The 19,468-nt window shown below is 53.8% G+C and carries 19 protein-coding genes; 2 read left to right on the forward strand and 17 right to left on the reverse strand.

All coding sequences use genetic code 11. The features are described from left to right. Nucleotide 1: 1 nt before the first annotated feature. From ACOMDU_RS12325 to ACOMDU_RS12405, 17 genes are all read right to left on the reverse strand, one after another. Nucleotides 2-1,816 carry a type IV secretory system conjugative DNA transfer family protein gene (locus ACOMDU_RS12325; RefSeq protein WP_421130530.1) on the reverse strand — a complete coding sequence of 605 codons (1,815 nt, stop codon included), beginning with the start codon at nt 1,814-1,816 and terminating at the stop codon, nt 2-4. Nucleotides 1,817-2,106: 290 nt separating this feature from the next. Beyond that, nucleotides 2,107-3,552 carry a DUF3991 and toprim domain-containing protein gene (locus ACOMDU_RS12330; protein ID WP_119979881.1) on the reverse strand — a complete coding sequence of 482 codons (1,446 nt, stop codon included), beginning with the start codon at nt 3,550-3,552 and terminating at the stop codon, nt 2,107-2,109. 246 nt (nt 3,553-3,798) lie between these two features. After that, entirely contained in the window at nt 3,799-3,933 is a 135-nt protein-coding gene (locus ACOMDU_RS12335) for a hypothetical protein (protein WP_270774921.1), read from the reverse strand. A gap of 13 nt (nt 3,934-3,946) precedes the next feature. Then, nucleotides 3,947-6,724 (reverse strand): MobP3 family relaxase, encoded by a 2,778-nt coding sequence (gene mobP3, locus ACOMDU_RS12340; RefSeq protein WP_421130531.1) that lies wholly within the window; start codon nt 6,722-6,724, stop codon nt 3,947-3,949. 22 nt (nt 6,725-6,746) lie between these two features. After that, the gene (locus ACOMDU_RS12345; protein ID WP_119979878.1) at nt 6,747-7,154 is read right to left on the reverse strand and encodes a hypothetical protein; all 408 of its coding nucleotides are present in this window, start codon (nt 7,152-7,154) and stop codon (nt 6,747-6,749) included. Between the two features lie 538 nt (nt 7,155-7,692). Next, nucleotides 7,693-8,136, reverse strand: coding sequence for a hypothetical protein (locus ACOMDU_RS12350; protein WP_119979877.1), 444 nt, complete (start codon nt 8,134-8,136; stop codon nt 7,693-7,695). A 152-nt stretch (nt 8,137-8,288) separates the two neighbouring features. Further along, nucleotides 8,289-9,338, reverse strand: coding sequence for a hypothetical protein (locus ACOMDU_RS12355; RefSeq protein ID WP_134108637.1), 1,050 nt, complete (start codon nt 9,336-9,338; stop codon nt 8,289-8,291). Then, a complete protein-coding gene (locus tag ACOMDU_RS12360) occupies nt 9,338-9,586 on the reverse strand; it encodes a DUF6103 family protein (protein WP_119979875.1) in 249 nt (82 codons plus the stop codon). The genes ACOMDU_RS12355 and ACOMDU_RS12360 overlap by 1 nt, the downstream gene beginning before the upstream one ends. Nucleotides 9,587-9,599: 13 nt before the next feature. Continuing rightward, on the reverse strand, nt 9,600-10,202 hold the full coding sequence (locus ACOMDU_RS12365) for a DUF6329 domain-containing protein (RefSeq protein ID WP_119979874.1): 603 nt from the start codon (nt 10,200-10,202) through the stop codon (nt 9,600-9,602). Beyond that, complete coding sequence (locus ACOMDU_RS12370; protein WP_165860622.1) at nt 10,196-10,363, reverse strand: hypothetical protein; 168 nt, start codon at nt 10,361-10,363, stop codon at nt 10,196-10,198. Before ACOMDU_RS12370 ends, ACOMDU_RS12365 begins: the two co-directional genes overlap by 7 nt. 40 nt (nt 10,364-10,403) lie before the next feature. Continuing rightward, on the reverse strand, nt 10,404-11,504 hold the full coding sequence (locus ACOMDU_RS12375; protein ID WP_119979873.1) for a M23 family metallopeptidase: 1,101 nt from the start codon (nt 11,502-11,504) through the stop codon (nt 10,404-10,406). Beyond that, on the reverse strand, nt 11,497-12,891 hold the full coding sequence (locus ACOMDU_RS12380; RefSeq protein WP_119979872.1) for an ankyrin repeat domain-containing protein: 1,395 nt from the start codon (nt 12,889-12,891) through the stop codon (nt 11,497-11,499). The genes ACOMDU_RS12375 and ACOMDU_RS12380 overlap by 8 nt, the downstream gene beginning before the upstream one ends. A 13-nt stretch (nt 12,892-12,904) precedes the next feature. Then, on the reverse strand, nt 12,905-13,711 hold the full coding sequence (locus ACOMDU_RS12385) for an adenine nucleotide alpha hydrolase family protein (protein WP_119979871.1): 807 nt from the start codon (nt 13,709-13,711) through the stop codon (nt 12,905-12,907). Beyond that, complete coding sequence (locus tag ACOMDU_RS12390; protein WP_119980018.1) at nt 13,708-15,522, reverse strand: VirB4 family type IV secretion system protein; 1,815 nt, start codon at nt 15,520-15,522, stop codon at nt 13,708-13,710. Before ACOMDU_RS12390 ends, ACOMDU_RS12385 begins: the two co-directional genes overlap by 4 nt. Nucleotides 15,523-15,656: 134 nt before the next feature. Continuing rightward, on the reverse strand, nt 15,657-16,244 hold the full coding sequence (locus ACOMDU_RS12395; RefSeq protein ID WP_119979870.1) for a hypothetical protein: 588 nt from the start codon (nt 16,242-16,244) through the stop codon (nt 15,657-15,659). Nucleotides 16,245-16,251: 7 nt separating this feature from the next. Next, complete coding sequence (locus ACOMDU_RS12400; protein WP_119979869.1) at nt 16,252-16,524, reverse strand: hypothetical protein; 273 nt, start codon at nt 16,522-16,524, stop codon at nt 16,252-16,254. A gap of 17 nt (nt 16,525-16,541) precedes the next feature. Beyond that, nucleotides 16,542-17,168, reverse strand: coding sequence for a hypothetical protein (locus tag ACOMDU_RS12405; protein ID WP_197730500.1), 627 nt, complete (start codon nt 17,166-17,168; stop codon nt 16,542-16,544). Between the two features lie 410 nt (nt 17,169-17,578). Between ACOMDU_RS12405 and ACOMDU_RS12410 the strand changes: the two genes are divergently transcribed. Both ACOMDU_RS12410 and ACOMDU_RS12415 read left to right on the forward strand, forming a co-directional pair. Beyond that, on the forward strand, nt 17,579-18,787 hold the full coding sequence (locus ACOMDU_RS12410; RefSeq protein WP_476718550.1) for a tyrosine-type recombinase/integrase: 1,209 nt from the start codon (nt 17,579-17,581) through the stop codon (nt 18,785-18,787). Beyond that, nucleotides 18,784-19,468 (forward strand): tyrosine-type recombinase/integrase (locus ACOMDU_RS12415; RefSeq protein WP_421130533.1); only part of this gene is annotated, 685 nt, incomplete at its 3' end. The genes ACOMDU_RS12410 and ACOMDU_RS12415, both read left to right, overlap by 4 nt.

Below are 19,468 nucleotides of genomic sequence, written 5' to 3' on the forward strand. Positions count from 1 at the left end.
GTCAAGGCCGAAATACCGTTTTGCGGAAATCCGGTGCGGCCTGAATTCCCTGAGCCATACCGCCAGCGGATGTGCCGCCTCCCTGCGGCTGCTCACTATCCATTACAATCGTCCCATAGTGGCGGCGGATGATGGACTCCTCCAACTCCTGCTTGTCAGCATAGGCAACGAACCGCTGGGCCTTCTCCGGCACTTCATAGGGCTTGCCGAACCGGATGCCCCAGTCGAGGAACAGCCGCAGCTTGACCTTCATGGGGTGGACGCCGGTCTTGGCCACAATAAAGCTGCCCTTGGGCATGGACTTGAGTTCATCCGGGGTCATGAGGGGACGCTCCATCATCTGGAGGGACTGGCTGGGATCGTTTTTCCCGCGGGAGATACTGCCGCTCATCACCGTCCGGCTGCCCAAAGATTTGGACAGTTCCACCGCAGTCTGACTGGCCGGAGCGAAGCCGCCGTAAAGGTTGACCTGACAGTTGTCCACGATGATCTCAGAGCCCTCTTTTCCATAGTTTTTCTGCAGCTGTCCCGTAATACTCTGGACGATAGGCACCAACATGAGTCCTCTGGACCGGGAGGCGGAAAACATCAGCTCCAGCGACTGGATGGGCGGGCATGTCCCAAGCTCATCTGCAAAGAAGACCACCCGGTTCTTGAGCCGCCCGCCGTTCTCGTCGGCCACGGTGAGGATCTCCCGGTACAGATTTTGGAGGATCAGGCTGACCATGAAATACTTGGTCTGATCCTCCTCGGGCAGTACGATAAAGATGGCGGATTTCTCATTGCAAAACTTCTCCGCGTCAATGGCGGTGTCAAAGCAGAGGATCTGCTCCATCTCCGAGTCGAGGAAGGCGTTTAGGCGGGACAGTACCGTTGAGATCACGGAGGCCATGGCCTGCTCCGCCGTGTTGAGGGCGGACCCGGCAAACCAGCGGGCCTTATGATTAGGCGGGAGCTTTTCCAGCAGGAGCTGGAACTGATTCTTTCCCTTCACCCGGCTGGGGGCCAGCAGTTCCTGTACCAACTTGAACACCGACACGATGTGGCGCTTTTCAATGGGATTGCCGTCCGCGTCCTCGGTGGGCAGGTACTCGGCCACCAGCAGGAACATGGCAGTCAGAAGGCCCTCGGCGGAATCGTAGAAAAAAGCATTCTGCCCATACTGGGCGCTGTCGCCGCCGCTGGTGTTGATGAGGGTCTTGGCGAGGATCTTGGAGTATTTCTCTGCCTTGGCCTTTGCCGCCAGGTTTTTGGGGTCGGCTTTATAGATATCCATGTACTTGTTGATCAGATGAAGCAGGTTGTTGCCGTCCGAGCGGGTGGGATTACGCAGATCCAACACGGCGATTTGGTATCCGTAGCAGTCCTTGGCAATACCGGCATAATTGCGGAACAGGTCGCCCTTGGTATCCGTGCAGAGGAAGGACATCCCGCTGGCGAGGGCATATTCGATGTTGGGGTACAAAAAGAACGCGGTCTTTCCGGCGCCGCTGGCGGCGGTGACCATGGCGTGGATGTCATCGGTGTCCACCAGAGCTGTAACATGGTCTTTGGGCCCTTCGCAGCCAAGGACAAGGCCCTGCTTTTCCGGCAGATGCTCTCCCTTGCGCCACAGCTCTGGTTCAAAAGGGACATGGGCATAGGTCTGCCGAATCTCCTGTTTGGTAGCCCAGCGAGCAGTACCGTGCTGGCCGTCGCCCACAGTCTTGGATTTGATCCCGTCAAGGGTATAGTAATGAGAGAGAAACGCGAGGCCGCCGATCACGAGAAACATGACAGCGCCTACCACGATAAGCGTTATAACTTGCGTTGGCACATGATCCTCCTTTTGATATCTACGCCTTAATATCAGAAGGGGATGTTCAGTTTCCGCTTTGTCTGCTATAATAAATTGGTATGAGGTGATTGCTTTGATTTGCGCATGTGACCATTGCTACTATCTGTTTGAGGCGCCGGAATTGCCGGAGCAATGCCCGGACTGTGGAAAGCAGGCAACCCGGCCAGCCAATAAGCAGGAGCGGGCAGAATATCTCAGCAGACAAACAAGCAGCCAGGAAGAAGCGGAGGAGTGGGACTGAGCCATTCCTCCGCTTTGCTGCTTCAGGCTTAGGCCATCACTGGCTCAGCTTCCCTCTGGGTCTTTTCCTCTTTCTGCCGCCGTTTGATCTCGTCGGCCTCGTACTTGACCGGCACCTTGGCACAGGAGATGGCCAGCTCCAGCCATGCGCTGGCCACCTCTTTTTTCTCTGCCTGGGTACGGATACCCCGGCAATTGTTCTTGGCCAATACGCTTTGGAATTGCATGGCGATCTCATCCGCCCGGTTCTTGAGGATACCCCGGTTCTGATGAGGCAGGATGTGGCTTTCTAAAAACCGGACGCCCTGCTCAGTGGTCAGCGCGGTACCCATCTGTTTGCACTCCCGCAGCACCACCGAGAGGGCCAGCGCCGCCATGGTTTCCATGCGCTCCATCGCCTGGTCAAAGCGTCCCCAATGGAGGTCGTTCCGGTACCGCAGGAGCAATCCGGGAAACTGGTAAACCGCCCGGTCCGGCTGAACTTCCTTGCACCTGGCTCCGATTCGCCGGCAGACGAGCCCCGCCACCGCAAACTGCGGATGCTCCTCGGCGGGCTGGGCCTCCAGTCCATGCCGCGCTTTCAGATCCTCATCCCAGTCTTTGTATTCGGATTGCAGCGGGGCAATTTGAGAATAGCCATGCTCTCGGAGAACTTCTGAGAGCCGGCCGACGGCCTCGATTCCGGCGGCATCATGATCCAGGCAAAGGATGGCTTTCCGCAGATTTGGATTTTTCTCCAGCATCCACAGCATAGCATGTCCCGCCGTACCGCAGAGAGCCACATAGCTGTGCTGCTGCCAGCCGTCCGGGTACAGGGTGAGAAAGGCAAGCAGATCGATGGGGGCCTCGAATACATAGAGGCGGTCGCTGGTACCGACCCAGTGGAAACTGCACCGCGTATCACTGCCCTCTATGTTGCCCCGGTAGCTTTTGCCTTGGGTATAGAGCCCCCTCTTGTGGGCATGACGGGCAACGCCGCGTTCATCGAATCCGACGAACACGGCGTTGTGATACACCTTTGTCTGATCTATGGACAATTCCCGGCTCTCATAGATCAGTCCCTTCTGTGCGAAAGCGCTTAGTACCTCCCGGCTGATGTGCCTCTGCTGGAGCAGATAAGCATATACCCGCCGCATGGTCTGGTTTGAGGGAGGCAGGGCAAATTCCTTTGGCGGCTCTTTTTCTTTTTTCTCCGCCGGTACATACACCTCCCCCTGTTCACCGTTGAGCAGACGGGTCACTGCTTCAGGGTAAGTCAGGCCGTAGAAATTTTGGACAAAGGAGATTGCATGGCCACCCCTCTCTGCAGCATGATCGTACCACTCATTCCCATGCACAGTAATACTGTGATCCGAGGTGAGGCGTTTGTCCTGGCCGGAGGAGATGAGTTTCTCTCCCTGCCGGCGCAGGAACTCCACCAGGTCAACGGAGTTGGCACGGAGTTTTTGGTCCTCTGTGAAGTGGATATATGGCATGCTACATCCCTCCTCATCAAAAAGAGGCCGCAGTATGCGGCCTCTCAAATCTGTGTTAATTCATTCAGTTGGTTGGCATCTTTCGGAGCTCTTGGACTTGATCCCGACGCCCATAGACCACAGCGGTAGTGTGACTGGAAAGGTGCCTGAAAGGGTAACTGAAAAAGAGAAAAAGATTTCAGAACTTCTTGTTGAAGCTCCAGAGGCTATTAATGGGAGTCCGCAGGTTCATACCTCATATGCCTCTCACTGATTCCTTCCCTTGAGTTTCCGGTGGAACAGAACAGGTCTGCACGGGATTGGCTTTTGCCTTTTCAGCCCTTGAATGTCTTTTGGCTGCGCCAATAAAATCTGCTGTTTAAACTGCACTTTCTGTTTCAAAAGATTACCTCCCTTATAGCTGCATTTCCGGCTCATGGTCATCCGCCTTGTGGCCCTGAGCGATCTTCTTCGCCTTGATTTTTCGTAGGAGCTTCCGATCCACCGCGACCCGGACGCCACCGGAGGGCGGTGGTTGGTTTTGCTCCTGGAAAATGTTGGCCAGATGGTGGAACAGCGAAATGACGGCCGCCACAGGAGGCTGGCCCAAGCGGTCATCCATGTGTTCCAGGAAATATTGAGCATATTCATTGCCCCGATCCGCTGCCAGCTGGAACCACTTGATCGCACTGGATCTATCTTTTGGGACCTCCTTCCCAAGCAGATAGAGCTTGCCGAGGGCATACTGGGCGTATTGATTGCCCTGTTCCGCTGCGGCGGTGAGCCAGCGGATGGCGGCTTTCACATCCTTTGGCGCATCTTCCCCCTGGAGCAGCAGCTTGCCCAGGCGGTACTGGGCAAACTGGTTCCCAAGTTCCGCAGCGTATGTGAGCCATTTCAGTGCGGCCGCCGGGTCTCTGGGCAGGGCTGCGTCACCGGCAAGATACAGCTTGCCAAGAGCAAAGGCGGCGAAGCTGTTTTCCTTCGTTGCCGCAAGTGTGAACAGAGCCACCGCCTTTTGAATGTCTTTTTCCGCGCCCTGACCATCCAGATAGATTTTGCCGAGCGCGTATTGAGCACAGTCCTGGCCGGCTTCCGCCGCCTTTGTCAGCCGCTCCAATGCCTGGGCTGTCTGCTCCGGTGTAGAGGATGGATCATTGAAAATCATCCGGGCCAGTTGGTACTGCGCGTGGGGATTGTCCAGTTTGGACGCCTGTTCAAACCACTCCCTGGCTGCCGTCTCATCTTTACCAGTCCCTACACCATGGAGGAGCATCCATCCGATGCGGTACTGCAATTTATCGTCATGGCTCTGCTGCTCCAATTCGAGAAATCCGGCGAAGGCTTGCCGGTACCACTGTTCCGACGCTTCGGCGTCCTTCTCACAGCCAATGCCGTCCCGATACATCTTTCCTAACTCGTAGGCGGCATAGGGGAAGTCCTGCTGTGCAGAGGCTGTGTATAACTCCAGCGCCCGCGCATCGTCCTGTTCCACACCCTGTCCACGGCGAAACAGGCCGGCAAGGGAATATTGCGCATACTTGTACCCTTTGTCTGCGGAAAGTTGGAACCACCGGGCGGCATCACCATAGTCCTGCTTACAGCCGAGGCCCGTGGCATACAGTTTGCCGATCCGGTACTCCGCATAGCGTTTTTTCTTCTGCCTCTCAACAGCGTGGAAAGCGGCCAGCGCCTTGCTGTACCACACATGGGCGGTCTGCATATCAATCTCCCGGCCCAGCCCGTCCGCAAGCATCCGGCCCAGATCGTGCATGGCCAGCGCATTGCCTTTTTGCGCCTCCTGTTGGAACAGGGTAAACGCCTGCTCAAGATCCTGGGGCTGATCCTTGCCGCCAAACAAACAGCGGCGGGCCAGGCGGTACTCATCGCTCCAGTTCATCTGCGCTTTGGCTGGCGCAGACACCGTTTTGTCTGGGACATCGTCCGGTGGGAACTCCGAGAAATCATTCCAGTCGTTATCAGGCTGGGGCGCCTCCGGCAGCGGCGCTTCTTCCTGGTCCTCCACAGGGACACGGTCTTGCTGGTCATCTGGATGGAAAACCTGCTGGCGCGCCCCCAGTGTTACCGCTTCCTCAATGACGATGTTTTTGATCCGCTTGAATTCCTTCTGCTGGGAAAGGGGAAGGCGTGGAGGCAGGTCGTCCTTGTAGGTGCGCAGCACATCTTCCCGCAGTTCATACCACAGGGCATAGGCTGCGGCGACACATGGCTCTTTGGTCAGCTCGTCCACAATCTCATCCACCACAGCCTTCAGCGGAGCCTTGAGGTAGCCGTACTGCTTCCGGCCTCCGGTGTGCCGCAGGCGTTCCGCCAGATGCTCCATGAGCTTCTCCATGCGGTGGTTGACCACGGCGCCGCTCCACATCTGTTCAATCAACTGCTCCAGCACAGAGCGGGCGTCCTCATTCAGCGTGTTCCTACTCTGGGTCTGCTTCTGGTAAAGCTCCGTCAGCTCCTGCCGGAAGATCTCTTTTGCCAGTCCCGACTTGATTTGGGCGATGCCCTGCGTGGTGAGGAAGCCTTTCGACGGATCGGCGCTGTAGCAGACCATGTGGATATGGGGATGGTGTGCTTCATCATGGAATGCAGCGTACCACCGGAAATCCTCCCAGGGGATCTTCGTCGCCTCCGCCATTTCCATGGCATACTTGGAGAGCAGTGCTTTCCATTCTTCCGCCTTGTCATAGCCGAGGCGGGCGGCGTCTTCCCGCCGCAGAGAGATGATGGGCAGCCACACATTACCGGGGTGGGCCGCGACCGCTTCCGCTACCTGCGCCAGTACGAGCTGATCTTCCTCGCCGGTAAACAATCCATGGGAACCGACGCGCTGGGCGCGGGGGCGGGTGGCGATGTACTTCAGATAGTTATCCTTCTTGGCGATCTGGTCATAGTTGTCCTCCAGAGCGCGAGTGATGAACTCCGATGCGTTGGCGCGTGTTGGCTCGGCCGCATAGTCCTCGTATTCAAACATCCCACGGCTGAGCGGGAAGTCCCGCAGAATCTGTTCCACCATCTTTTTCTGCTTTGAGGTGGCCGGCCACTCACTGCGTCCCGGATCGATGCGCTCCACACCATTCCGTGTGGCCATATATTTCACATAGTTTTCAAGATGAGCGGTGGCGGAGGAGGTACCGCCCTTGATGTAGGGGCACTTGAAAATCAGGCGCGGCACAGACTGTCACCACCTTTGTGCATCACTCCACGCCCCGCTGGTAGTCGATGGCGTCCTTGAAGCTGATGCGCCCATTGGTCTGCTTCACTTCACGGACGGACCGGGCGCGGAGTGTCTTGAGATCCTCGTCACTGATTTCCATGCCCGCCGCCAGTACATTCATCATCATGTTGACCTCCACCGCCAGTTTGAAGAGCAGGCGGGCGATGCGGTTCTCACTGTCCTGGACGGTCCCGCGCATGGCTGCCACCAGTGCGGGCGGCAGATATGCTGTGGCTTCCTTGCCGGAAACATAGCCGGCATAGAAGCGGATTGCCTTTTCAATAAACTCGTTCTGACTTTGACAGTTGTCCCTTGCACAAAGATTTTTGACCAACTGCTGGTTTTCAGGCGCAATGCGCAGAGCGAACTTGATTTTTTCTCTCGCCATACTTTCCTCCAATCAAAAATCCCTGACCTTTGCATGGCCAGGGATTCGTCTTTTTGAGTGACTTCTTTACTTCAAAGCTGAATGCCGTCCATACTTTGATTTTGTGCATCTTCTTCTGTCCAGATCCCTGTTTTAATGCCGGATAAACGCTGGAGTGATGGGCCATTCCAGCCGTGGTGACCCCCGGTGTGATCCCATCCCCTGAAAAGTGACCCCCGCAAAACCGTTCCCCGGCCCGCATTGCGGGGCGGTGTGAGCCGAGCGGGGGACGCTTTGCGACCCCCGCTCTTTATCCCGCACTATTTTCGACCCCTCGGTCCACTTCGTTCCAAGGAGCGTTCGGCGGCACAGCGGGAACCGTCCATTTGTCTGCTTCTTTGAAATAGCCGCACAAAGCCCTCAAAAATCCTCCAACAGTGCGGCAGGGGTACGGATGCTCATCTCCCCAGGAAAGGGCACACAGGGCCACACAAGGGGCAACTGTGGGATTAAAACGGCAAGCACCGGGCAGCATCCATGCCGCCCGGTGCTTTTGTTTTCAACAGGACACCATTCCCATTGTGGATTTTTCATCTTCCGTTCTTTTAATCCATTCTGTCATACTTTGACACTCCATCAGTACCATCGCCAGGTTGAACATTTCCATGCGTTCATTCAGCGTGTTCAGGTGAATCGAGGTTTCGAAGAGACCCTCCAGTACCTCGATACATTCCATGCCTGTCCAGTTGAGTGCCAGGTCTTTGTTTGGAGCGGATGAGGGTTCCGAGTCTCCCACTTCAACTCTCTGTACATATTCCCGGTCTTGCTGGATGAGGTCAAATTGCTCATTTGCGTCCGAATCGTTCAGCCCCCAAACCTTTCCAATCAGGGTGATTGCCCTCGCATATCCTTCTGTGGGAGCGTTGCTGCCTCCCATTTCGAGAGCTGCGCGGGCCTCTTGCGCTAATTTCTCTTGCAGGAATTTTGCTTTTGCTCGATTCATTTTACTGCCTCCTTTGTTTGTTTTGGTTCGTTGCCAGCCACTACAATGCCACGGTTTCGGCAGGAAATCCATTCAGAGAAACCATCAAAAAACAGGCTTGATACCTGGCTATGACGAACAAACCAGCTCCTCAGCGGCTAAATTTTGGCGAGTTACATCTTCAGCCCCAGTGTTTCAGTGCTCTCCATCTCCATCAGGCTGTCGCAGAAATCATCCAGCGAGAGGCCAGTTTCTTTTGTGCAGTAGGCATCCATTTTCTCCCGCAGCACCGCTTTTTCGTTATCATCCAACCGGTAGGTCAGTTCCTCATCTCTGCTATCCTCCCGGTGGAGAATGAGGTCGAGGGTGTCACACACCTGTCGATCTGCCAAAGAGTAGTTGGCATAAACATTGAGCCAATCACTGTTTTCATCCGTTACCACATGGGTTCCAAAAACCTCATCCACATCAAACCAGCAGGAGAGATAAAAATTCAGCGCCCCATTTACTTCGGAAATTTCCCCATCGAACTGGAGATCATCAGACCTTAGACGGCGGCTTCCCTGGAGCCCATCCGGAGCAACCTCCAGTCTGCTGACCTGTTTGTCATCCAGATATTCAAAGAACCGGCGCCACCGTTCATCCTGGCTGAGATCCGATTTTCGGTAGGCTTGGTAGGCGGCTGTGGACACATCTTTGATGTGGAAGGTCTGCCAGCCATCTGAAATATGGAGACAGGAGAGCAGCCCTTTGTCCAAATCAATTTCAAATATCCCGGAGACCTTGCCTGTGTTTTCAAGGCGGAGTTCTGCCAATTCACGGAACCGCTGCGCCGGGATCTCCTCTGCATGGTCAAATACCTGGGCGAACTCTCTGGGGGGGGTGGTAAATTCGTTTCTCAGATAACGCCGCAGGAACACGGCTACTTGGAGAAACTCCCGGCCATTTTTCTCCATGAGGATGTACTCCTGCCCGTGTTCCCGGATGTGCATCGCACAGAAAACCTTGCGGGCTTCGGCTTCCTGTACCGCTGCCAGCCGCTCCTTTTTGATGCGCCGGTCAACCTCTTTCTGGCGTTCAATAGGGACTCGGTCGCTGTAAACTTCAATCAGATAGTTTTGCAAGACCTCCTCAATGTCGGTCCCATCCTGTTCAAGGATTTCCTGAAGAGCTTCCCAGCGATAGGGATCCAGCCAAATCTCAGCCGGCATATCTGTTCTCATCAGGTGTCCTCCTTCTCCAAATCCGAAGCAGGGTGGGTGGAGCGGCTGAGCCTGGAGCGGGGCTGTTCCTCCGGTTCCGCCATGCTTTCAATGTACTCTCTGGTCTGGGATGGTACATATTTCTTGTAGAGTTTTTCCATGAATGCATCCAGATCCGATTCCAAAGAAGTGCCGTTCTTTCCCGCATAAAACTGGAGGGCCTTGAGCTTCTCCTGTTCATAACTGACGGTGATGGTCATTCTTTTCATTGGTTGTCCCCCCTTACATAAAGTATTCCAGAGCGTGAGTTGACCGCTGAGAGTCGGCAACCGCCTGGTCATAACAGGTCAACAGCTCAGGCTCGATCCCAGTCAGCGCCACCTCTACACCATAAGCTCCCTGTTTGATGGAGGCTACACGCGCATCCAGAAGAGGGGCAAACTGTGCTTTGCCCTGGTCTGTCAAGGCGGCGAGATCTGCGGCAGGGATAAAGCCGACATCCGCTGTCTGGTGAACCAGATACACATCGTGATCGGGCAACCCCAGGGTCACCAAATTCCGTAGGCTGATGCCTTGCTCCAAATGGGAATTGGCAATCATGCGGGCGCCTGGAATGAAAGCAGCGTATCTTGCCCAGTCATATCCCTCTGAATTGACCAAGACGCCATCCTGACTTCCTTCCCCTAAAAACAGCACGCAATGCTCCACGCCCTCCTCACAGCGCATCAGAGATTTATGTGCCGTTATCTGCGGCTGGTCATCCATTGGCCTCTGGAGAAGGTTTTCAAACGAAACGGCATCCAGCTCTACTACAGCTTCTACCTGACACGGCGGCGGCAAAAGCGAAGATGGTTTGCGGTTTAGAAACGCATGGAGCTTCAACATTTCTGGCTCCTTTCTACCATTGGCAGGTAATCAGCGCAATGCCATGCCGGGTTGGTGGGGGTACACTCACCACAGGCAGCCTCCTCATTGGGGCAGTTGTTTTGTCGGGCACAGCGGGTGCAGTCGCAGACCTGACAGGTGGATATCAGATTTCTTTCCATAGGGATCCCTCCTTACTTTGGATATATCAGGTTGATGGAATTATGGCAGATAGCTTCTCGGATTTTGTTTTTCGCCGTTAATCCGCACCTCGAAATGCAGATGGTTACCGGTAGAGCGCCCGGTCGAACCCACCTCAGCGATGATATCCCCAGCCTGTACCTGCTGCCCCTCAGCTACCAACAGTTTGGAGCAGTGCGCGTAGAGTGTGACGAAACCGCCGCCGTGGTCGATCATCACATGGTACCCATAGCCGGTGGTGGAGTAGCGCACCAGGTAGACAGTTCCAGTGAGGGCGGCCCGGATAGGTGTCCCCTTGGGCATTCCCAGATCGATGCCGGTGTGTCCGGCACCCTTCCCGGTAAATGGGTCTTTGCGCCAGCCAAATTCTGAGGTCACCACACTCCTCCAGCTCTCTCCGATGGGAGAGCAGAAGCCATCCGCGCCGATGAACGGTGCGTCGGAAAGAGGCAGGCCATCGCTCCAGATGTCAAACTCAGAACCATAGGTGGGGGCTGGCCCACCGCAAAGGATACGGTAATAGATCTCGGTGGCGTTGGCCTGATCCTCTGCGGTGATCTCCGTTCCCATCTTGGAGCGGATGTTTTCATAGACAACAGAGAGGTCGCGGATGGGTACCGCCACTGTGTAGGTTTCCTCCACCTCGACCTCGTTGCCGGCGTCATCCACCTCGGTGACGGTGCGGGTGCGCTCCTCATAGGTTATGAAACAGTCCAGATACTGCTGGTGCGCCCGCTGGCTGGGCTGCTTCTCGCCGAAGTAAAGAGCATAAAAAACGGCCTTGACCCTGGTCTGATCAAGGCTATCGCCATCTTCCATCTGTCCGTCCAACTCCGTAGCACTGCCCTCCAGAATGGAAAAACTATCCCGCATATTCTCGATATGCCCTCGGTAATCCTCGGGTACAGAGTCGGAAATCACCCCGCCGTGGAAGCAGAGTTCCAGTGCCGTAGTATTGTGGTCGGCAGTACCGGAAAGCAGAGAACAGAGAAGCACCAGCAGTATGATGATGGGGGAAAGAATAGCCACTATGACCCAACCGACAGCTTTCCGGGCCTTTTCACTGTTCAGAACTGCCGCTGCTGCTTTTGCCAACATCGCCAGAGTCGCAGGATCAGCCAAGGCTCATTCCTCCCATTCCTGGATCCTGGCCCTGTGCTCGTCCGAGATCCAGCTGCTCCCAGTGCTCAGACAACTCCGCCGCTGCTGCAGCGGGGAGGTCATACCCGATAGTCTTCGTCCAGGACAGGAACTTCTCATAATCAGTGCCTTTTTCCAGTAGGAGCTTGGCGGCTCCCAGCAGATCAGCCTGAATGCAGGCTTTGAGGGCAGACAGATTGGTGGGCTGAATTTTCATTCCATCTCTAATCAGCTGTTCCAATTCCCATGTGTCACCTCGCTGGGCATATTGCCGGATGACCTCGCTGGCCCGGCCTGTGATGTCAATGCCCTTCCTGGCCAGAGTAAATGCGGCGCGGCTATCCCGATTATAGACTGCGGCCAGCATCAGTTCCGCAGGTGCGGCGGCGATCTGCTCATTTGTGGCGTAATCCATCATTTCTCTGCCGATATAAGGATTCAGGGAATATGCATCCCGGATCATCCTGCCCACAAAACCCGGCTCCATCTCCAGAATGTAGGTTTCTGCCTGATCCATCAGAAAACGCAGGCGCTCCACATCTCCGGTTTTCACTGCAAGCTTTGAAGCCAGTAGATAGGATTCGCTGCCGAAGTGGTCACAGGCAGCCATGAGGAGGATCATCATCTTGCTGCCAACCTCACCGGACCGACCAGCAGTTTGGGTGAGAAGGTCGTCACTATACTCCAGCACTTGCGTAAGCAAGCTCTTGAAGGCATCGAGATTTCCGTCCCGCACTGTCAGCGTTATCTGGTCATAGTCGTTGATCTGGAGGGGGAGGCGCCCCATCTGGTCAATGTACTGGGTGATGCCTCCGGTCATACGGCGCAGGAGACTTTCTGTGTTTGCAATCAGCCCCAGATACTTTTCATGTTGTGTGATGAGGGCGTCAATGATAGTTTTCTGCTCCTCTGAACTAAGGTGGAAGACCCCGCTGGTTGGGACCTGGCTTTCCCCAAGACGAATATATCTGGCATGGGTTGCCCCGTCTCCATGGAAAGCCTTTGTAATAGCGGAGGAGATAAGGAACATATTGTCCAGATCATCACCACTCTCGCCTAAAGTCTTTCCGGTGATAAAGCCCTTGGTAACAGGATTCCCATCCTCATACCATTTCAGGTACACATCCAAATAAATACCCTCACTCGCACCATAATCGGTGGTGCAGAAGATATCTGCGCCCTTGGGAATCTCCCGTCCCTTCTCCCACTGTTGATCCAGCAGGAAATATTCGTCAGGTAGGCAACCCATGTTCTCGAGCTGTTGCCGCAGCTCCTCAAAGACCTCCTGGCCGGTGCGCTGACCAATGTATTCACTTCTGCTGGGGTCCTCTTTGCTGGGTACCCAGCGTTCTGTTTCAATGATTTTCATGGCATCCTCTTTTCTATGGCAGTTCAGGTTTCTCAGATTCAAGCCGGCAGGCACAGGGCAGGTCCTCATCGGAAAACGCGCCGGGGATCACCATTTGGTTTTCGTCCGCAGTGATAAAATCCCGCCATGCCCAGTCTCGCCCCAATCCTTTTACAGAGATAAGATTCGGCATTGCCGTCTCCTCGATAGCCAAAGCTCTGGCCAGCAGATCCGGATATCTGTGATATAGCGTCCGGATCTCCCGCCGCTTCATGGAGGGGCAGAAAAAGCACGATGATTTTCCGGGGAGAGGCAGCCCTGCGCTCTGAATTGCCTGAATACAGTCTGTGCGTCGCCAGCCCCAATCCATCAGGGGGTATTGCTTCTGATACTTTTTATCCAGCAGATCATGGGCTACCGCCCCCTGTCTGCGGCGTTCCTCTCCGGCATCATACCCAATAAATTTGACCACCTTTTCTCCCTTTGCCCAGGTATCCAGGCAGGGCTGGTATTGGTTGCAAAACCGCTCCTGTGGGGCCACCTTGTGTTTGAGGGAGCAGCTTTTCCGGCCATAGGCGATGGAAGGAAGCGTCCCGGAGCGGAGGCACTCCTGTTCCAGAGTAAGCCTTTGCCCACTTTTCTCCTGATACCAAACGCGGGTAATGGGTGGCATATCATGGCTTTTCAGCCAGCGATCCATGATTTCCAGATACACATAGGTGTGCGGCTGCTCGCCGCCGGGATCTGCAAATAAAATGAGGTCTACCGGGATATGGTGTTTCCACAGGCCAATCAACATGGCAGTGCTGTCTGTCCCTCCGCCATATCCCACCACATTCATCGTCCGCCTGCCTTCCCGAACAGCGCCTCCTTATATGCAGGGGCGTGGACCTCCAGCAGATACCGTTCATTTCCGCAGCGGTAGAGACAGACGCCCCGTTGGGGGAAACGGATGAGGTTGTACTCCGACTCCTCCAGCTGCAGGGCCTCCATGTAGAACTTCTTGTCCACAGCGCCGGCATTGAACAGGAACTGATGGGGCGGGATCGCGAAGAGGGGTTTGGTCAGCTCCCGGATCCCTTCCTGGTTGAAGTCCTCCAGATTCTGCGAAGCCAGCAGCATGGCAGATTCCTTTTTGCGGACGCGCTTGAGGCAGTTGCGGATATACTCAATAATCGTGGTGCCTACAGCTACATTGTCCGACAGCCAGATATACAGCTCGTCCAGTGCCGCTACTGTATTGCCCTCAGTCAGCAGTTTGTCGCTGAGGTAGGACAGGACATTGAAGAGCATGGCGCTTCGAACATTCTTACTGGCCTGCAGGAGTCCTTTGACACCGAAGACCACAAAGCGGGAGGAGGTCACATTGGTGTGGCCGTTGAAAAACTTGCTCTCCGCCCCTTTGCACATGGAGTGGAGGCCCAACAAAATTTCCTGCAGAATGGCGGCGGTGTAGAGCTGATACTTCCCTTCATCAAAATTCCTGTACTCCTGCTCAATGAGCGCGTACAGGTCAGATAGGATGGGATAATCCTCCGGGCTCAGGCGGCTGAAGTCGGTGCTGTCGCTGATGCCCCATCTTTCGTAAAGCCTGCCCATCATGATTTCGATAACATCAATCTGGCGGTCGGTGAAGCTCTTGTAGGAGCGGAAAAAGTCCCGCAGAAAACTGATGTGCTGGGACAGCCGGGTGGACTGGCGGAATGCGGCGGGGGCGTCCAGATCCTCCGGGCTGCCGCCATCGTCCCAGCATTTGGGTTCCAGCGGGTTGATCCGGTACTGGCCGCTCATCAGATCCAGGAAACAGCCGCCCACCGCTTCGCACATATCCTTCTGCTCATGCTCTACATCCAGGCTGATGGCGGATTTCCCGGCCTCCAGCAGATTGAGGAGCAGGAGCTTCATCAGGTAGCTTTTTCCCTGGCCGGAGTTGCCCAGAATGAGGATGTTGGCTGAGGTCTTATCATCATCCCGCTTATCAAAATCCACGATGACATTGGCGCCGTATTTATCCTTGCCGATGTAAAAGCCCTGGGGGTCGGTCTTGCCGCTGTAGTTGAATGGATAGAGGTTGGCCACTGAGGAGGCCGGAAGCACTCGCTCAAACTGAGAGCCGAAGGCATTGTGGCCGCTGGGCATGACTGATACAAAGCCCTGCTGCTGGCGGAGCATGAGCCGGTCCACATTCAGCTTAGAGCGCACCAGTTCAGTGAGTACCTCCGTTTGCAGGAGCTTGAGCTGGTCATAGCTCTGGGCAGTCAGCTCCAGATATACGGCGCAGTGGAGGAGCGGCTCCCGGTTCCGGTGCATGGCGGAAACCAGAGTGACCACATCCTGCAGGTTGCTCTCTGCAGTTACCGTCTGCTGGAGATCATCGGTGGAGGAACGGCTCATCCGGTGCTTGTTGGCGGCGTTGTGGATGATGCGCTTCTCCTCGGCCGGGGTCACCTGGCGGGTGTAGATACGCAGGGTGATGCCATCCTTTTCTCCCAGATGCCGCAGAATGGCCTGCTCATCCGTGGCGGTAGGATATTCCCGCAGCGCCCAGACGCATCGGTAAGTGTTCCCGCACAGGTAATGGTCCACATTGAACTGAATGACCGAGGGGGACACCATATCAAGAAAATCCTTGATCTTCGCATCCGCAGGCATCTGCGCGAGATAATTCTTTCTGCTCTTTGCCAAAATTGTGATACCTCCTGTCCGGCCGGCAAGAGGTATTCGTGGCATGAAAGATGGCCCGGAGATATCTCCTGACGGCCATTTTGTCTGGTTAACGGGGTGCTTTAGTCATCGAAGATGACCCAGCGCTCCCCGTCGTAATCCTCATATTTTTCGGTAGTCGCATTCTGCTCCAGATAGACCCCCAGCATCCTCTTACGCTCCTCTGCGCTGGACAGCCGGGTCTTAAAGCCTTGGTCCTCCAGATTTTTCTGGATTCGAGAGAGGTAGGACTGGATGTCCGAATCCTTCTCGTTTTTAAGCCGGACGATGACAAAAAACTCTCTGGCAGTTGCCATTTGCACCTGCAGCCGGTCAAGCCCCATCATGTCTCTCTCCAGCAGTTTGCGGATGACCGGAAGCTGCTCCTGCTCCCGAAGCTGGCGGTAGTGTCGCTTATTATCCTCAAAACTCTCCTTGGAATTGAGGGCCAGCATTTCGATCTCCGCCATCCCTTTGAGGACAGTCATCAGGGCATAGATCCGGCTGCCGATGGATTCCGGGGAGTGGACGGAGAGGTTGGTGGGTTCTATACTGAAAAACACCAGCTCTCCATGACTGGTGAGTAGTCCATACTCCGTGATCTTCTGGATGTCAATCAGCTCCCGGCTGGTCTGCCGCTGCTGTGCGGCATTCTTCTTTTTTCTGTTCATTGTTCATTCACCTCGCTTCGGTGTGTATTCCCCAGTCATAGGTCTGCTGCCGCAGGACGAAAAACTGGAGCGCATATCGGATAAAATCAAGGATGCTGGTATCCTCAATGCGGATAGAGAGAAACGCATAAGCCGCCGTGAACACGATTGGCAGGATGAGGCCGAGTTGGGCAAGGGCGAACACAGAAATAAGGCACCCAATCCCCACAATGCCGATGTCCCGCAGCTCCCACAGCCACAGCATGGCCTTGGATTTCAGATTATCAGGGTAAATATACAAGCTCACACCTCCACCAATCACATCATAACCATAGAGAAACCAGAGAACTCCTCCTCCAAATCTTCGGTCAATGGCTCATCCTCAGAGATCTGCTGGCCAGCGCCCACATCGGAAAGGGCTTCATCTGTTTCTTCCTGCGGGATTTCCGCTTCCTGCTCCGCAGCCTGTTGGCTTTCCCATCCACTCACTTCCTGCTCGATCAAGCCAAGGACAAAGTCCCTCTGAGACATAGAGTCGTGGGCTGCCAGACAGCCCTTCACTCGTTCAAAGAGCTCACCGGGAACCACAACAGCCAATGTGCGTTCCTTTTCACCCTTTCCAACGGTGTTCAGGCCGGAAGAGATTCCCTCTCCTCGCTCCCATTTGGTCAGGGCATTTTCAAGCAGGCCCACTACAAATGCCTTTTGAGAGAGGGGCTTGTGGGCCTCCAGATACTGTTTGACCCGCTGGAAGAGGGCCTCCGGCACCTGGAAGGCCAGCGTCCTGTCGCCTCCGCGGACGGCAGGGGCAGGAGCGGCAAAGTGTGCGGTCAATACCTGCTCCAAATACTTGCCCAGAGTCAGTCCAAGGGACTCCTGCTCTGTCCGCACCTTGTTGTGCAGTTCCTCCGGGATCTGACCGCATAGGTTTTTGAATTTTTCCATGATCTCCGATCTCCTTTTTTGAATTTACAATGCGGGTGGATTGAAGCAGAGAGGGACTACGGCCTGGACCAGCGGAAAATATGGACAGTCCAGGCTTTCATCCGTAAGCAATTACTTCTTCAAAAAATAGGCGATCCCCCGCAGGACAAAGTCTACACAAGGGATCGCAATGGCGTTATGTGAAGCTCAACATAACAGTGTTTATTAGGACAAAGCCATTATGTTAATGATGGGCACAAAAATGGCATGAATACAAGGCTTCTTGGGATTTTACTGCACATAATACTCCACATTTCAACCTTTAATCATAGCAGCTAAAACCTTTAAAGTAAGGGCTTACTTTTTCCGCTTGTTCAAGTAGAATTGTCATTGTAATAGGAGAAATTTCTACATGAAGGGCGGTGGGTATATTGCCCAACAAGCTAATCAAAGACCTCATTGACAAAGGTGCAGTAACTCTAAAAGAACAGGGATATTCCATACGCAGTAGCGAATACACCCTATTGACATGGAAGCAATTTCAAGAGTTCTGCAATAAAAAGGGATATGAAACATATTTGCCCTCGCATAAAGATGAATTCATCACAGAACTCGGCAAGTGCACTCCACCTTTAAGGCAGTCCACAATTGACCGCAAAGCCGGAAGCATGAAAATGCTTGATCTGCTTGCCACCAAAGGTACCTGGGGAAAGGGGATGCTCAATCCTCTGCAAGAGTTGTTGCCGGAATTCAACTCCTTTCTTGATGCGCAGGAAGAATATCTCATCAAAACCGGTTATTCAGAATGCACCAGAGAAACGATGCGAAATTATATCTCCGTAGTTATGCGGTACTTTCAGAATGCTGGTATAACAAAGCTGGAAGAGCTTAACAGCTCACATGTGTCGGCATATCTGCTGACTCTGAGAGGCCATGCAAAAAGTACAGTGCGTTGTGAACTCAGCCGACTGCGGAAGTTCCTGTCGTATCTGTATCTGCTTGGATATACATCCGAAAATCTTGCACCTCATGTACCTGAATATCGTCTGGGACAAGCACAGAGCATAATTAAAATCTGGGAGTCAGAGGAAATCAATGCAGTATTGGAAACCGTGAACAGAGCCAGCCCAAAAGGAAAACGAGACTATGCTTTCATTACTATTGCCGCTGAACTTGGTGTGCGAAGCAAAGATATCTGCAATTTGAAGTTGTCCGATATTGACTGGGAGCTTTGTTCAATCTCCTTTTTGCAAAGCAAGACGGGCAAGCCGAACACACTTCCTCTCAGCGAAAAAGTGGGATCTGCTATTATTGACTACCTGCATATTCGTCCGCAAACAAAATGCGAATACCTGTTTGTCAGTTTGAACCCTCCATATGGCAAGATGAAATCAATCCATTCAGCGTTCCATAGGTATGTCGCGCGTTCAGGGGTAAAAGTGCCAATTCATGCGCATCACGGCCTGCATTCTCTTCGGGCAACCGTTGCGACAAAACTGCTATCTGCCGATGTGTCTCCAGATATCATTTTTTCATTTCTTGGCCATTCGGACCGAGAATCTCTGGGACATTACATCCGTCTGGATATTGAAAACCTGCGTGAATGCGCCCTGTCGTTTGAGGATGGTGATCTCTTATGAGCAGAACTTACGAGTACAGAAGCGGACTGGCAAGTCAAATAAGTGCTTTTATTGCAGAAAAGCGGGCCTGCGGATGTAAGTATGAAAAAGAAGCCAAAACCTTTCAAACATTGGACCGGTTTCTCGTAGAACAAGGAATCAATACTCCAGTGTTGCCGGAATTGGTCGTTGAGAAATGGATTGAAAAGCGGCCCAATGAAAAGCGTAAAAATCAAAAATGGCGGCTTAATTTCACAAAACGCTTTGCCAAATATCTTCAATTGAATGGCTATGCCGCGTACTACCCCGAACTTACCATTTCATCTCGAGATGATGCTGACTTTTCCCCCTGCATTTTTACGAGCGATGAGTTGGCACGTATTATGAAATATTTTGAAACGATGGTTCCAAGCAGGCAATGCCCTACTGCGCACCTTGTCTTTCCTTTGCTGTTTAAGACTCTGATCTGCTGTGGATTACGTGCCGGAGAGGCAACCCGGCTCCGTGTAAAAGATGTAGATCTTATAAACGGCGTTTTGCAGATTTGGAAAACAAAGCATGACAAACCAAGATATGTTCCTCTGTCTAAAAGTCTGTGGGCGGACTACGAACAATATTTTGAAGAAATCCATGCGGAAAGTTCTGGTAACAACTATTTCTTCCCCAATCCCCGAAAAAGCTGCTACCATACAACCACAGTCT

This window comes from Vescimonas sanitatis (assembly GCF_049060325.1).
Taxonomy (GTDB): Bacteria; Bacillota; Clostridia; order Oscillospirales; family Oscillospiraceae; genus Vescimonas; species Vescimonas sanitatis.

Excerpts from the sequence above, each read along its gene's own strand:
- ACOMDU_RS12355 (WP_134108637.1), bottom strand. The coding sequence starts at position 9,338 with ATGAGAACAGATATGCCGGCTGAGATTTGGCTGGATCCCTATCGCTGG.
- ACOMDU_RS12395 (WP_119979870.1), bottom strand. The coding sequence starts at position 16,244 with ATGAACAGAAAAAAGAAGAATGCCGCACAGCAGCGGCAGACCAGCCGG.
- ACOMDU_RS12370 (WP_165860622.1), bottom strand. The coding sequence starts at position 10,363 with ATGGAAAGAAATCTGATATCCACCTGTCAGGTCTGCGACTGCACCCGC.
- ACOMDU_RS12350 (WP_119979877.1), bottom strand. The coding sequence starts at position 8,136 with ATGAATCGAGCAAAAGCAAAATTCCTGCAAGAGAAATTAGCGCAAGAG.
- ACOMDU_RS12330 (WP_119979881.1), bottom strand. The coding sequence starts at position 3,552 with ATGCCATATATCCACTTCACAGAGGACCAAAAACTCCGTGCCAACTCC.
- ACOMDU_RS12405 (WP_197730500.1), bottom strand. The coding sequence starts at position 17,168 with ATGGAAAAATTCAAAAACCTATGCGGTCAGATCCCGGAGGAACTGCAC.
- ACOMDU_RS12390 (WP_119980018.1), bottom strand. The coding sequence starts at position 15,522 with ATGCCTGCGGATGCGAAGATCAAGGATTTTCTTGATATGGTGTCCCCC.
- ACOMDU_RS12385 (WP_119979871.1), bottom strand. The coding sequence starts at position 13,711 with ATGAATGTGGTGGGATATGGCGGAGGGACAGACAGCACTGCCATGTTG.
- ACOMDU_RS12360 (WP_119979875.1), bottom strand. The coding sequence starts at position 9,586 with ATGAAAAGAATGACCATCACCGTCAGTTATGAACAGGAGAAGCTCAAG.
- ACOMDU_RS12380 (WP_119979872.1), bottom strand. The coding sequence starts at position 12,891 with ATGAAAATCATTGAAACAGAACGCTGGGTACCCAGCAAAGAGGACCCC.
- ACOMDU_RS12345 (WP_119979878.1), bottom strand. The coding sequence starts at position 7,154 with ATGGCGAGAGAAAAAATCAAGTTCGCTCTGCGCATTGCGCCTGAAAAC.
- ACOMDU_RS12365 (WP_119979874.1), bottom strand. The coding sequence starts at position 10,202 with ATGTTGAAGCTCCATGCGTTTCTAAACCGCAAACCATCTTCGCTTTTG.